Origin of the sequence: Streptococcus sp. HMSC056C01 (assembly GCF_001811305.1) — a bacterium.
Lineage (GTDB): Bacteria > Bacillota > Bacilli > Lactobacillales > Streptococcaceae > Streptococcus.
In genome coordinates this window covers 70,527-85,185 of sequence record NZ_KV804216.1, presented here as the reverse complement: position 1 = coordinate 85,185, position 14,659 = coordinate 70,527, and the positions used below count along the sequence as shown (strand labels likewise).

Sequence of the window (14,659 nt, the reverse complement as noted above, 5' to 3'; positions counted from 1 at the left end):
AATTGGCTAAAGTAGATGTGTACAATATGACACCGATGCAGGCCATGAACCTCTTGTTAGAATGGAAGCAAAAATTATAAGCAAAAACCCACTCAGTCCTATGAGTGGGTTTCTGTTGCATTATTTCTTCTGAGCCAATAATTGGTTGATGTGGGCAACCTTCTTTGATTCTCTTTTATAGAGAATCGCCCAGATGATGAGATAGACGATGGCAAACTCTGGGATGAGTTGAAGGATGAAAGTCCAGCGAAGTGGAAACCAACCTGCCAGAATTGCTAGAGGAACAAAACCTAATAGCATGAGGAAGAAGTGAGTGACAGTAGCACGAAGAAGGCTCCAGTCTTTGGCAAAGAGACGGCTACCAAAACTAAAGAGGACTCCGATAGCTGCCCAGATGATAGAACAGTAGAGCAAAACTAGAGCGCCATGTACCTGTTGTTGGATCATGAATTGGCCAATCAAAGAGTTGGGGCTAAGTGGTGCGTAGTTGCTTGGTGAAAAGATAAAAGAAAAGATAATAGATAGGATGAGGCCGATGAGGATACCAGTTGTGGCATCGTGAAATAGTTGTTTTTTCATAGTTCTAATTTCTCCTTAATAGTTTTGAGGTAACGGCGAGATGAGTAGGTGAAACTGTCATTTTTTAGATAGATTTCAATCAAGCCGTTAGAGGTTAGTTTTAGATGACTAATAGCATCGATGTTGACAATTTCCGATTGGGAAATTTGGATAAAGGAAGCAGGCAAAATGTCAACTGCTTGGTAGAGACGGATATCAAGAGTATATGTCTGCTGATCAGTCTCGGCTAAGACCTTGCGATTTTCAATATATATACGTTGAATTTTACTAATCTGAATCAAGTAGACCTGGTCTTGGAATTTTCCTTTAAGAGTTTCGTTTTGATCCAGTGATTGAACAAAGTCTTGAACTTTTTGAACTCTAGGGGACAAAGATGGTGCTTCTATGATGATTCGCTCTTCGGTGTATTGCTGATCAATATCAAGTCTGAGTTTCATAATTTCTCCTTTATAAATTTGTAATAGAGATCTCTTGCTTACAAATCTATTAAACACCATTTTTTAGACAATTACAAGAAGCTTTGTCTATGTGGTCGGTTGAAGAGTCTATCTGGCAGGTGACCGTTTTCATAGAATTTTTAGAGTAAAGAAGTCAAAAAATAAGAAGAAATATATTGACAAAAATAGAAAAAACGTGGTACAATAATAGACGGTACTTTTTACTTTTGGTCTCTCAAGAGTGTACAGGGACGTGCTGACAAATGTTGCAAAAGTACACACAGATGATAGCTGTCACCAAGTGTATCATCACCAAAAATAAAAAAACACAGGAGAATGTAGATGCCTACAATTAACCAATTGGTTCGCAAACCGCGTAAATCAAAAGTAGAAAAATCTAAATCACCAGCTTTGAACGTTGGTTACAACAGTCATAAAAAAGTTCAAACAAACGTTTCTTCACCACAAAAACGTGGTGTTGCAACTCGTGTTGGGACAATGACACCTAAAAAACCTAACTCTGCCCTTCGTAAATTTGCTCGTGTACGTTTGAGCAACCTTATCGAAGTTACTGCCTACATCCCAGGTATCGGACACAACTTGCAAGAGCACAGTGTGGTGCTTCTTCGCGGTGGACGTGTAAAAGACCTTCCAGGGGTACGTTACCATATCGTCCGTGGTGCACTTGATACTGCAGGTGTTAACGATCGTAAACAAGGCCGTTCTAAATACGGTACTAAACGTCCGAAAAAAGCATAAGGAAAGGGGATAAAGAGAAATGAGTCGTAAAAATAGAGCTCCAAAACGTGACGTATTGCCAGATCCGCTTTACAATTCACAATTAGTTACTCGTCTTATCAACCGCGTTATGCTTGACGGTAAACGTGGTACAGCTGCTTCAATCGTTTACGGTGCTTTTGAACAAATCAAAGAAGTTACTGGTAACGATGCACTTGAAGTATTTGAAACAGCTATGGAAAACATCATGCCTGTACTTGAAGTACGTGCACGTCGTGTTGGTGGTTCTAACTACCAAGTCCCAGTTGAAGTTCGTCCAGAACGTCGTACAACACTTGGACTTCGTTGGTTGGTAACAATCGCTCGCCTTCGTGGTGAACACACAATGCAAGATCGTCTTGCAAAAGAAATCTTGGATGCTGCTAACAACACTGGTGCAGCAGTTAAGAAACGTGAAGACACTCACCGTATGGCTGAAGCTAACCGTGCCTTCGCACACTTCCGTTGGTAAAATCATGATGCTAGGAACGGCAAGGATGCAAAGTGAAAATAGGAAACTGGCGCAGTATTCGACGAATACAAGGAAGTTTATCTTTTTCACACAGCATCCCGTTCCGGCTCAAATCGGCTAATTAACTTTAGCTCGAGTACAACTCAGCTTACCATTCCGCAAGTTGAAGCCAACAATAACATGAAAACATTGAGAACGGGTAGGTCCTGCCTATCCGTTTTTATTAAATCGTGTTATAATAGAATAGAAATAAAAAAATATAGGAGAAACAAACCTCATGGCACGCGAATTTTCACTTGAAAAAACTCGTAATATCGGTATCATGGCTCACGTCGATGCTGGTAAAACAACTACAACTGAGCGTATCCTTTACTACACTGGTAAAATCCACAAAATCGGTGAAACTCACGAAGGTGCGTCACAAATGGACTGGATGGAGCAAGAGCAAGAACGTGGTATCACTATCACATCTGCTGCGACAACAGCTCAATGGAACAACCACCGCGTAAACATCATCGACACACCAGGACACGTGGACTTCACAATCGAAGTACAACGTTCTCTTCGTGTATTGGACGGTGCGGTTACAGTTCTTGACTCACAATCAGGTGTTGAGCCTCAAACTGAAACAGTTTGGCGTCAAGCAACTGAGTACGGAGTTCCTCGTATCGTATTTGCAAACAAAATGGACAAAATCGGTGCTGACTTCCTTTACTCAGTAAGCACACTTCACGATCGTCTTCAAGCAAATGCACACCCAATTCAATTGCCAATCGGTGCTGAAGATGACTTCCGTGGGATCATCGACTTGATCAAGATGAAAGCTGAAATCTATACTAATGACCTTGGTACAGATATCCTTGAAGAAGACATTCCAGCTGAATACCTTGACCAAGCTCAAGAGTACCGTGAAAAATTGATCGAAGCAGTTGCTGAAACTGATGAAGAATTGATGATGAAATACCTCGAAGGTGAAGAAATCACTAACGAAGAATTGAAAGCTGGTATCCGTAAAGCGACTATCAACGTTGAATTCTTCCCAGTATTGTGTGGTTCTGCCTTCAAGAACAAAGGTGTTCAATTGATGCTTGATGCGGTTATCGACTACCTTCCAAGCCCACTTGACATCCCAGCGATCAAAGGTATCAACCCAGATACAGATGAAGAAGAAACTCGTCCAGCATCTGATGAAGAGCCATTTGCAGCTCTTGCCTTCAAGATCATGACTGACCCATTCGTAGGTCGTTTGACATTCTTCCGTGTTTACTCAGGTGTTCTTCAATCAGGTTCTTACGTATTGAACACTTCTAAAGGTAAACGTGAACGTATCGGACGTATCCTTCAAATGCACGCTAACAGCCGTCAAGAAATCGACACTGTTTACTCAGGTGATATCGCTGCTGCCGTTGGTTTGAAAGACACTACAACTGGTGACTCGTTGACAGATGAAAAAGCTAAAATCATCCTTGAGTCAATCAACGTTCCAGAACCAGTTATCCAATTGATGGTTGAACCTAAATCTAAAGCAGACCAAGACAAGATGGGTATCGCCCTTCAAAAATTGGCTGAAGAAGATCCAACATTCCGCGTTGAAACAAACGTTGAAACTGGTGAAACAGTTATCTCTGGTATGGGTGAGCTTCACCTTGACGTCCTTGTTGACCGTATGCGTCGTGAGTTCAAAGTTGAAGCGAACGTAGGTGCTCCTCAAGTATCTTACCGTGAAACATTCCGCGCTTCTACTCAAGCACGTGGATTCTTCAAACGTCAGTCTGGTGGTAAAGGTCAGTTCGGTGATGTATGGATTGAATTTACTCCAAACGAAGAAGGAAAAGGATTCGAATTCGAAAACGCAATCGTCGGTGGTGTGGTTCCTCGTGAATTTATCCCAGCGGTTGAAAAAGGTTTGGTAGAATCTATGGCTAACGGTGTTCTTGCTGGTTACCCAATGGTTGACGTTAAAGCTAAGCTTTACGATGGTTCATACCACGATGTCGACTCATCTGAAACTGCCTTCAAGATCGCTGCATCTCTTGCACTTAAAGAAGCTGCTAAGACTGCACAACCAGCTATCCTTGAACCAATGATGCTTGTAACAATCACTGTTCCAGAAGAAAACCTTGGTGATGTTATGGGTCACGTAACTGCTCGTCGTGGACGTGTAGATGGTATGGAAGCACACGGTAACAGCCAAATCGTTCGTGCTTACGTTCCACTTGCTGAAATGTTTGGTTACGCAACAGTTCTTCGTTCTGCATCACAAGGACGTGGTACATTTATGATGGTATTTGACCACTACGAAGATGTACCTAAGTCAGTACAAGAAGAAATCATTAAGAAAAACAAAGGTGAAGACTAATTTGTCGTCACTAGAAAAGAAGTCACTTTGTGGCTTCTTTTTCTGTTTGGTAGAAATAGGAAAAAGTACCTCAAATATGGTAAAATAGAAGGAGTATATTGTGAGGAAAATGGATGTCAACCACTTTTGAAATTTTAATGAATCAGTTGGGAATACCCGCTGCAATGAGAAATCATGAGGCCTTCTCTCAGGCTGAAATAGAACAAGTTATTGTTCATAAACGAAGCAAAGTTTGGGAGTTTCGTTTTGTTTTTGAAAATATCTTGCCTTTTGAACTTTTTCTAGAGTTGAAAAGGGGCTTGAAAGAAGAATTCTCGAAAACAGGAAATCAGGCTAGTTTTGAGATAAAAACGAGAAATCAGGAATTTTCTAGAGAACTTTTACAAGTCTACTATCGAGAGGCTTTTTCGGAAGGTCCTTGTGCTAGTCAAGGTTTTCGTTCTATTTATCAGAATTTTCAGGTTCGATTTGAAAATGATCAGTTGATTATTGAGGCCTCTGAAGCAGCAGATACAGAGCATTTTAGAAAAAACCATTTGCCAAATCTTAGCAAACAACTTGAGCTCTTTGGTTTTCCTAAGTTTACATGCCATTTAGAGAAAAATGAAGATTTAACAAAGGAAGAGCAGGAAGCTTTCCATTCTGAAAATCAAATGATTATCCAAGCAGCCAATGAAGAAACTCTTCGGGCTATGGAACAGTTAGAACAGATGGCACCGCCTCCTCCAGTTGAGGACAAACCTGTCTTTGATTTTCAAGCCAAGAAGGCAGCTGCAAAACCTAAACTTGACAAGGCGGAGATTACTCCAATGATCGAGGTCGATACCGAGGAAAATCGTCTGGTTTTTGAAGGTGTTGTCTTTGATGTTGAGCAAAAGGTGACTAGAACGGGGCGTGTCTTGATTAATTTCAAGATGACGGACTATACATCTAGCTTCTCCATGCAAAAATGGGTTAAAAATGAAGAAGAAGCTCAGAAATTTGACATGATCAAGAAAAATTCTTGGCTCCGTGTTCGAGGAAATGTCGAGGTCAATAATTTTACACGAGATTTGACCATGAATGTGCAAGATGTGCAGGAAGTTGTTCACTATGAACGTAAGGACTTGATGCCAGAAGGTGAGCGTCGCGTTGAGTTTCATGCCCATACCAACATGTCGACCATGGATGCACTTCCTGAGGTCGAGGAAATCGTTGGAACAGCAGCGAAATGGGGCCACAAAGCAGTGGCAATCACAGACCACGGCAATGTGCAGTCATTCCCTCATGGTTATAAGGCAGCTAAGAAAGCTGGTATCCAGCTGATCTATGGGATGGAAGCCAATATCGTTGAAGACCGTGTCCCTATCGTCTATAACGAAGTGGAGATGGACTTGTCAGAAGCGACCTATGTGGTCTTTGACGTAGAAACGACAGGTCTATCTGCTATCTATAATGACTTGATTCAGGTGGCGGCTTCCAAGATGTATAAGGGCAATATCATCGCTGAGTTTGATGAATTTATCAATCCAGGGCATCCCTTGTCAGCTTTTACTACTGAGTTGACTGGAATTACGGATGACCATGTAAAAAATGCTAAACCCTTGGTTCAAGTTCTGAAAGAATTCCAAGAATTTTGTAAGGATACCGTTCTTGTCGCCCATAATGCAAGCTTTGACGTTGGTTTTATGAATGCCAATTATGAACGTCATGGTCTTCCAAAAATAACTCAGCCTGTCATCGATACGCTAGAGTTCGCTAGAAATCTTTATCCAGAGTACAAGCGACATGGTTTGGGACCCTTGACCAAACGTTTTGGTGTAGCTCTAGAACACCACCACATGGCCAACTATGATGCGGAAGCAACTGGCCGTCTTCTCTTTATCTTTATCAAAGAAGTAGCAGAAAAACATGGTGTGACAGATTTGGCTAGATTGAACCTTGATTTAATCAGTCCAGATTCTTATAAAAAAGCTCGAGTCAAGCATGCGACCATCTATGTGAAAAATCAGGTGGGCTTGAAAAATATCTTTAAACTGGTTTCTCTCTCAAATACCCAGTACTTTGAAGGAGTTCCACGAATTCCACGTACGGTGCTAGATGCCCATCGAGAAGGTTTAATCTTGGGATCCGCTTGTACAGAAGGAGAAGTCTTTGATGCAGTCGTGTCACAAGGGGTAGATGCGGCAGTCGAAGTTGCTAAATACTATGACTTTATCGAGGTCATGCCTCCTGCTATCTATGCACCTCTGATTGCCAAAGAGCAGGTCAAGGATATGGAGGAGCTCCACACTATCATCAAGAGCTTGATTGAGGTCGGATACCGTCTTGGTAAGCCAGTTCTTGCGACAGGAAATGTCCACTATATCGAACCTGAGGATGAAATTTATCGCGAAATCATCGTCCGCAGTCTAGGTCAGGGAGCCATGATTAACCGAACGATCGGTCATGGAGAAGCTGCCCAACCAGCTCCGCTACCCAAGGCACATTTTAGAACGACCAATGAAATGTTGGACGAATTTGCCTTTCTAGGAGAAGACTTGGCTCGTAAGATTGTCATTGAAAATACCAATGCCTTGGCAGAGATCTTTGAGCCTGTCGAGGTCGTTAAAGGAGACTTGTATACACCTTTCATTGACAAGGCTGAGGAAACGGTCGCCGAATTGACCTACAAGAAAGCTTTTGAGATTTATGGAAATCCACTGCCAGATATCGTTGATTTACGAATTGAAAAGGAATTAACTTCTATCCTGGGGAATGGATTTGCTGTGATTTATCTGGCCTCGCAGATGCTAGTGCATCGTTCAAACGAACGAGGCTACTTGGTTGGTTCCCGTGGGTCTGTCGGATCTAGTTTCGTTGCGACTATGATTGGAATTACCGAGGTCAATCCTCTCTCTCCTCACTATGTCTGTGGTCAGTGTCAGTACAGTGAATTTATCACGGATGGTTCCTACGGTTCAGGCTTTGATATGCCAGATAAAGAATGTCCAAACTGTGGCCACAAGCTCAGCAAGAATGGACAGGATATTCCTTTCGAGACCTTCCTTGGTTTTGATGGGGATAAGGTACCTGATATTGATTTGAACTTCTCAGGTGAAGACCAACCGAGCGCCCACTTGGATGTTCGTGATATCTTTGGGGAAGAATATGCCTTCCGTGCAGGAACGGTTGGTACGGTGGCTGCTAAGACCGCCTATGGATTTGTCAAGGGTTACGAGCGTGACTATGGCAAATTCTACCGAGAAGCTGAAGTAGAGCGCCTTGCCCAAGGGGCTGCCGGTGTCAAACGGACGACTGGTCAGCACCCAGGAGGAATCGTTGTTATCCCTAATTATATGGATGTCTATGACTTTACTCCAGTACAGTATCCTGCAGATGATGTCACTGCTGAATGGCAGACTACTCACTTTAACTTCCACGATATTGATGAGAACGTCCTCAAGCTCGATGTCCTAGGACATGATGATCCGACTATGATTCGGAAATTGCAGGACTTGTCTGGGATTGACCCTAATGAAATCCCTATGGATGATGAAGGCGTGATGGCCCTCTTTTCTGGGACGGATGTGCTAGGTGTGACTCCTGAACAAATCGGGACGCCGACGGGTATGCTGGGGATTCCAGAATTTGGAACCAACTTTGTTCGAGGGATGGTTGATGAAACTCATCCGACGACCTTTGCGGAGTTGCTTCAGCTTTCTGGTTTGTCTCACGGGACAGACGTTTGGTTAGGAAATGCTCAGGACTTGATTAAGGCAGGGATTGCGGACCTTTCAACCGTTATCGGATGTCGGGATGACATCATGGTTTACCTCATGCACGCTGGTCTAGATCCAAAGATGGCCTTTACCATCATGGAGCGAGTGCGTAAGGGCTTGTGGCTTAAAATCTCAGAAGAAGAGCGCAATGGTTATATCGAAGCCATGAAGGCCAATAATGTGCCTGAGTGGTATATCGAATCTTGTGGAAAAATCAAGTACATGTTCCCTAAAGCCCATGCGGCAGCCTACGTTATGATGGCCTTGCGTGTAGCCTACTTCAAGGTTCACCATCCGATTTATTATTACTGTGCTTACTTTTCCATCCGTGCCAAGGCCTTTGACATTAAGACCATGGGGGCAGGCTTGGATGCGATTAAACGCAAGATGCAAGAAATTGCTGAAAAGCGTAAGAACAATGAAGCTTCCAACGTAGAAATTGACCTCTACACAACGCTTGAAATCGTCAATGAAATGTGGGAACGTGGTTTCAAATTTGGGAAACTAGACCTCTATCGCAGTGATGCGACTGAATTCATCATCGACGGAGATACCCTCATCCCACCGTTTGTCGCTATGGATGGACTAGGAGAGAACGTTGCCAAGCAACTGGTTCGTGCCCGTCAAGAGGGAGAATTCCTCTCTAAAACTGAACTCCGCAAACGTGGTGGACTCTCATCAACCTTGGTTGAAAAGATGGATGAAATGGGAATTCTCGGCAATATGCCAGAGGATAATCAGTTGAGTTTGTTTGATGATTTGTTTTAAGAGTTTGAAATGTCTTGTGTAGGTTTGAGGTTGTATCATGATGGAAAAGAAAAAAAGAGCAACACCCTGGAAACCAGGGAAAGTTATTTCCATACGTTTGCGAAATGGCGTTTACGTATTAGCACAAATGGTGCGTGATCCCTATCTGGTATTTTTCAACCATTTTAACGAGGAAAATAATTGGAAGGGAGTGACCTTGAAAGAGGAAGATATCCTCTTTTGTAAGGCTGTTACTCGCCAGTTTCTACGCTATAGTCCTGTAACGATTGTTAAAGAAGTGAACCCCCTGTTAGATTATGAACTGCCTAAAGAATGGATTTATAGCCATATTGGAGGGCATCCTATTACTGTTTCGGTAAAGGGAAGTGAGCGCCAACTTGCTGGTTTTGGTAGACGTTGTTCTTTGGTTCTGGCGAATAAGGACAGTGGACAACCAGAAGATAATCCACTTATGGGACTTTTCCAAGCTTATATCATACCAGATATCAAAGAACAAGATTGGGATCGGGTAGGTCAGGCTGAACATATGTCTATTGAAGTATTTCCAACACTCAACGAACGTCTCTATCTTTGCTTTCTTTATGGGAAAAATATAAATCCAGAACAAGATATCTCTTTAGGAAAGCCTCTACCTGATGACTATGAAACCTATATAGATATCCTCACAAATAGTCCAGAGGCACGACGCCTCTACCTAGGAGAGGACGAAGAATAAGAAAGGACATTTCATGAAACTAAGAATTTTTGCGGAAGATAAACCGGCTGAGAAGATGTTTGAGTACCAATTTGAACTTGCTGATCAGACAATTCTTCTATCGACAGCACTCTTGTCAGGTGCTATTGCTTTGGCAGGATTATTTTCTGCTTTGAAAGAAAAATAAAAATAGAAAAGAGAAAACAGAATGGTTTTACCAAATTTTAAAGAAAATCTAGAAAAATATGCTAAGTTGTTAGTTGCGAACGGTGTGAACGTGCAACCTGGTCATACCTTGGCTCTCTCGATTGATGTGGAGCAACGTGAGTTGGCTCACTTAATTGTTAAAGAAGCCTATGCACTTGGAGCTCACGAAGTTATCGTTCAATGGGCAGATGACTTTGTAAACCGTGAGAAATTCCTTCACGCGCCGATGGAGCGTTTGGACAATGTGCCAGAATACAAGATTGCTGAGATGAACTACCTTCTTGAAAACAAAGCAAGTCGTCTCGGTGTTCGTTCTTCTGACCCAGGTGCCTTGAACGGAGTGGATGCAGAAAAACTTTCAGCTTCTGCCAAAGCTATGGGAATTGCCATGAAGCCAATGCGTATCGCAACTCAATCTAATAAGGTTAGCTGGACTGTAGCAGCCGCTGCTGGACTAGAGTGGGCTAAGAGAGTCTTTCCAAATGCTGCGAGCGACGAAGAAGCAGTGGACCTCCTTTGGGACCAAATCTTCAAAACTTGCCGTATCTACGAAGAAGATCCAGTTAAGGCTTGGGAAAAACATGCTGCTATCCTCAAGAGCAAGGCGGAAATGCTCAATAAAGAGCAATTCTCAGCACTTCACTATACAGCTCCTGGAACTGACTTGACACTTGGCTTGCCTAAGAACCACGTTTGGGAATCTGCAGGAGCGATCAATGCTCAAGGCGAAGGTTTCTTGCCAAATATGCCAACAGAAGAAGTCTTTACAGCCCCTGACTTCCGTCGCGCAGATGGTTATGTCACTTCTACAAAACCTCTTAGCTACAATGGAAATATTATCGAAGGCATCAAGGTAACCTTTGAAAATGGTCAAATCGTTGATATCACTGCTGAGAAGGGTGATCAAGTTATGAAGGACCTTGTCTTTAAGAATGCTGGTGCGCGTGCCTTGGGTGAATGTGCCTTGGTACCAGATCCAAGCCCAATTTCACAGTCAGGTATTACCTTCTTTAACACCCTTTTTGACGAAAATGCTTCTAACCACTTGGCTATCGGTGCAGCCTATGCAACGAGCGTTGTTGGCGGAGCAGAGATGAGCGAAGAAGAGCTAGAAGCTGCAGGACTTAATCGTTCAGATGTTCACGTAGACTTTATGATTGGTTCTAACCAAATGGATATCGATGGTATCCGTGAGGATGGGACACGCGTACCACTCTTCCGCAATGGAGATTGGGCAATTTAAGGAGAAACTATGCTTGGAAGTATGTTTGTCGGTCTTTTGATCGGACTATTAGCAGGAGCTATCACCAATCGTGGAGAACGGATGGGATGCTTCGGGAAAATGTTTCTCGGCTGGATTGGTGCCTTTTTAGGACAATTAATTTTTGGTTCTTGGGGACCAAGCTTAAGCGGTACAGCCATTATCCCATCAGTTCTCGGGGCTATGATTTTGCTAGCCATTTTCTGGGAAAGAGGAAGCTGAGTTTCGCTATGGAAGGCAGATTAACTTTAAAGAATAAGAGAGAGGCTGGGACAAAAGTCCTAGCCTCTCAATTGTCTTTGGATTGTCGATCAAGACGCAGTGGTTGAGTGGCTTCTACTACGCTGATTTCATCAGCTTTTACAGCCCTACTCAACTGTGCGGAGGTGGGACGACGAAATCGAATTCTAACGAATTACCGATTTCTGTCCCACTCTCTCTTTTTAGGTCGCTATATAAAGTCCTTTGAAAGCACTCATCTAAGCTTAGCCACAGAGCTTTCAGTGACTGGTTCTTTTTATATTGCCTCAAGTATGGTACAATAAAAGCATGAGAATTCAACAATTACACTATATTATCAAAATTGTAGAGACTGGTTCGATGAATGAAGCTGCCAAGCAACTTTTCATTACTCAGCCTAGTCTGTCAAATGCAGTTCGTGACCTAGAAAATGAGATGGGAATTGAGATTTTTATCCGAAATCCAAAAGGAATCACCCTCACACGTGATGGGATGGAGTTTCTATCCTATGCCCGTCAGGTTGTCGAGCAAACTCAACTTCTAGAAGAACGCTATAAGAACCCAATCGCTCATCGCGAGCTTTTTAGTGTGTCTTCGCAGCACTATGCCTTCGTGGTCAATGCCTTTGTTTCCTTGCTCAAGAAGAGCGATATGGAAAAGTATGAGCTTTTTTTGCGTGAAACCAGAACCTGGGAGATTATCGACGACGTCAAGAACTTCCGCAGTGAAGTAGGAGTCCTCTTTTTAAATAGCTATAACCGAGATGTTCTTTCGAAGATGTTGGATGACAATCATCTAGTGGCCCATCCTCTCTTTACAGCGCAGCCTCATATCTTTGTCAGCAAGACCAACCCTCTTGCTAAAAGAGACAAGGTGCAGTTGGCAGACCTAGAAGACTTCCCTTACTTGAGCTATGACCAAGGAACCCATAATTCCTTCTATTTCTCAGAAGAGATTTTGTCACAAGAACACCACAAGAAATCCATCGTGGTTAGTGACCGTGCGACCTTGTTCAATCTCTTGATTGGTTTGGACGGCTATACCATCGCGACAGGTATCCTCAATAGTAATCTTAATGGAGACAATATTGTCTCGATTCCACTTGATATTGATGATCCGATTGAACTGGTTTATATCCAGCATGAGAAGACTAGCTTATCTAAGATGGGTGAACGCTTCATCGAGTATTTGCTTGAAGAAGTTCGTTTTGATAGCTAATCGTAAGTACATTAGAAAAGAAAAGGAAATATGACTACAATGAATACCAATGATTTTGATTTTCACTTGCCTGAGGAGTTGATTGCACAAACACCTCTGGAAAAGCGCGATGCCTCTAAGCTCTTGATAGTCAATCGCCAGACTGGAGAATTTCAAGATCGCCACTTTCACTCCATTATTGACATGCTAGAGCCAGGTGATGCCCTGGTTATGAATGATACCCGCGTATTACCAGCTCGACTTCATGGCCAAAAGGAAGAAACAGGGGGCCATGTTGAACTCTTGCTCTTGAAAAATACAGCAGGAGATGAATGGGAAGTGTTGGCTAAACCAGCCAAGCGTCTCAAGGTCGGTGCCCGCGTTGTCTTTGGTGATGGCCGACTAAGCGCAGTTGTGACTGAGGAATTGACCCACGGTGGCCGTATTGTCCGTTTTGAATATGAAGGGATTTTCCTAGAAGTACTTGAAAGTCTTGGAGAAATGCCTTTGCCTCCTTATATCCACGAAAAATTGGATGACCGTGAACGTTACCAGACAGTCTATGCCAAGGAGAGTGGATCAGCAGCAGCCCCAACTGCAGGGCTACATTTTACCAAAGAATTACTAGAAGAAATCCAGCAAAAAGGCGTTCACCTAGTCTACCTGACCTTGCACGTTGGACTTGGGACCTTTAGACCTGTTTCAGTAGATAATTTGGATGAACATGAGATGCACTCAGAGTTTTACCAATTGTCTGAGGAAGCAGCAGCGACCTTGCGACAGGTCAAGGAAAATGGTGGCCGTGTCATTGCTGTGGGGACAACCTCTATCCGTACGCTAGAGACTATCGGAAGCAAGTTTGACGGCCAAATCCAGGCCGATTCTGGCTGGACCAATATCTTTATCAAGCCTGGCTATGATTGGAAGGTTGTGGATGCTTTTTCTACTAATTTCCATTTGCCGAAGTCTACCTTGGTCATGCTCGTTTCTGCCTTTGCAGGCCGTGAATTGGTCCTCGAAGCCTACCAACATGCTATCGACCAAAAATACCGTTTCTTTAGCTTTGGCGATGCCATGTTTATCTACTAAAAATAGAAGAGCTAATTCCTGATTGGATTAGCCTTTTTTGATGTCAAATAGCTATTGAATTATATGGAAATAAATGATACACTGAAAACTACAGGTTAGCCGTCAAAAATATATGTAATTTCAGGCTAGCTATTTTAGATGCAGATGAGACTGTATCATCATTTTAAAAGGAGATTTTTATGAAAAACAAAACATTGCGTTACACTAGTCTTTCAGCTCTTGCCTTGTTGGCTGTGGTGACACTTGCTGCTTGTGGAGGAAATGCTGAAAAAACTACAGCATCTTCAAGCAAAGAGGCTTCTTCTAAAGTAACTAAGGAGTCATCAAGTAAAACAGAAGCTAGCCAAAAAGAGGAACAGAAGTCTGAGACAAGTTCTTCAAGCGCTACAGCTACTCAAACTGAGACAAAGACGGAAAATCAAAAAGATTATTCTAAATTCCTTGGAACTTGGGAGAATTATGCAGGAACAACAGCTACGATTACAGCTGACGGCATTGTGACTATCAAGAGTTCAAAGGGAACTTTTAAATATGAGATGGATCAAGTAGAGGAGAAGGACGGTTACTATCTGACAGGAATTCATCTTGTTGGAGGCGGAGAAGGAGCACGCCTCATCTTTACTCCAGCTGGAGTCCAAAATGAATTAACAGGTACAGACGGTAGCCAAGACGTCTTGGCAATCGGCCAATCACCAAGCGACAAAGATAGTCATTTTTACCGTAATTAAGAGTGAAAAGAAGAAGTGAGGGTGGAGAGTAGCCCTTGCTTTTTTATGTTCTCGAAGCATAAATTTTAAATCATTCGAGTTTATACGACGTTTAAGTTGGATAATTAGCAA

The 14,659-nt window shown here is 42.7% G+C and carries 13 protein-coding genes; 11 read left to right on the top strand and 2 right to left on the bottom strand.

Annotation, left to right across the window (positions count from 1 at the left end):
- Positions 1-120: 120 nt before the first annotated feature.
- Both HMPREF2795_RS09655 and HMPREF2795_RS09650 read right to left on the bottom strand, forming a co-directional pair.
- Entirely contained in the window at positions 121-579 is a 459-nt protein-coding gene (locus HMPREF2795_RS09655) for a DUF3021 domain-containing protein (RefSeq protein ID WP_000744349.1), read from the bottom strand.
- Positions 576-1,016 (bottom strand): LytTR family DNA-binding domain-containing protein, encoded by a 441-nt coding sequence (locus HMPREF2795_RS09650; RefSeq protein WP_000776713.1) that lies wholly within the window; start codon positions 1,014-1,016, stop codon positions 576-578. The genes HMPREF2795_RS09655 and HMPREF2795_RS09650 overlap by 4 nt, the downstream gene beginning before the upstream one ends.
- A gap of 342 nt (positions 1,017-1,358) precedes the next feature.
- Between HMPREF2795_RS09650 and rpsL the strand changes: the two genes are divergently transcribed.
- From rpsL to HMPREF2795_RS09600, 11 genes are all read left to right on the top strand, one after another.
- Positions 1,359-1,775 carry a 30S ribosomal protein S12 gene (gene rpsL / locus HMPREF2795_RS09645; RefSeq protein ID WP_001142333.1) on the top strand — a complete coding sequence of 139 codons (417 nt, stop codon included), beginning with the start codon at positions 1,359-1,361 and terminating at the stop codon, positions 1,773-1,775.
- A 19-nt stretch (positions 1,776-1,794) separates the two neighbouring features.
- On the top strand, positions 1,795-2,265 hold the full coding sequence (rpsG, locus tag HMPREF2795_RS09640) for a 30S ribosomal protein S7 (RefSeq protein WP_000087876.1): 471 nt from the start codon (positions 1,795-1,797) through the stop codon (positions 2,263-2,265).
- Between the two features lie 277 nt (positions 2,266-2,542).
- On the top strand, positions 2,543-4,624 hold the full coding sequence (fusA, locus tag HMPREF2795_RS09635) for an elongation factor G (protein ID WP_000090331.1): 2,082 nt from the start codon (positions 2,543-2,545) through the stop codon (positions 4,622-4,624).
- Positions 4,625-4,737: 113 nt separating this feature from the next.
- Positions 4,738-9,132, top strand: a complete 4,395-nt coding sequence (locus HMPREF2795_RS09630; protein WP_075228760.1) for a PolC-type DNA polymerase III — start codon at positions 4,738-4,740, stop codon at positions 9,130-9,132.
- A gap of 37 nt (positions 9,133-9,169) precedes the next feature.
- Positions 9,170-9,847, top strand: a complete 678-nt coding sequence (locus HMPREF2795_RS09625) for a hypothetical protein (protein ID WP_075228759.1) — start codon at positions 9,170-9,172, stop codon at positions 9,845-9,847.
- Positions 9,848-9,860: 13 nt separating this feature from the next.
- The gene (locus HMPREF2795_RS10695; RefSeq protein ID WP_049508722.1) at positions 9,861-10,013 is read left to right on the top strand and encodes a hypothetical protein; all 153 of its coding nucleotides are present in this window, start codon (positions 9,861-9,863) and stop codon (positions 10,011-10,013) included.
- Between the two features lie 21 nt (positions 10,014-10,034).
- Positions 10,035-11,276 (top strand): aminopeptidase, encoded by a 1,242-nt coding sequence (locus HMPREF2795_RS09620; protein ID WP_075228758.1) that lies wholly within the window; start codon positions 10,035-10,037, stop codon positions 11,274-11,276.
- Between the two features lie 9 nt (positions 11,277-11,285).
- Positions 11,286-11,516: a GlsB/YeaQ/YmgE family stress response membrane protein gene (locus HMPREF2795_RS09615; RefSeq protein ID WP_075228757.1), complete on the top strand. Its 231-nt coding sequence runs from the start codon at positions 11,286-11,288 to the stop codon at positions 11,514-11,516.
- A 327-nt stretch (positions 11,517-11,843) separates the two neighbouring features.
- Positions 11,844-12,752 (top strand): LysR family transcriptional regulator, encoded by a 909-nt coding sequence (locus tag HMPREF2795_RS09610; protein ID WP_075228756.1) that lies wholly within the window; start codon positions 11,844-11,846, stop codon positions 12,750-12,752.
- A gap of 39 nt (positions 12,753-12,791) precedes the next feature.
- The gene (gene queA / locus HMPREF2795_RS09605) at positions 12,792-13,820 is read left to right on the top strand and encodes a tRNA preQ1(34) S-adenosylmethionine ribosyltransferase-isomerase QueA (RefSeq protein ID WP_075228755.1); all 1,029 of its coding nucleotides are present in this window, start codon (positions 12,792-12,794) and stop codon (positions 13,818-13,820) included.
- A gap of 179 nt (positions 13,821-13,999) precedes the next feature.
- Positions 14,000-14,548, top strand: coding sequence for a DUF6287 domain-containing protein (locus HMPREF2795_RS09600; RefSeq protein WP_075228754.1), 549 nt, complete (start codon positions 14,000-14,002; stop codon positions 14,546-14,548).
- The last annotated feature ends 111 nt before the right edge of the window (positions 14,549-14,659 follow it).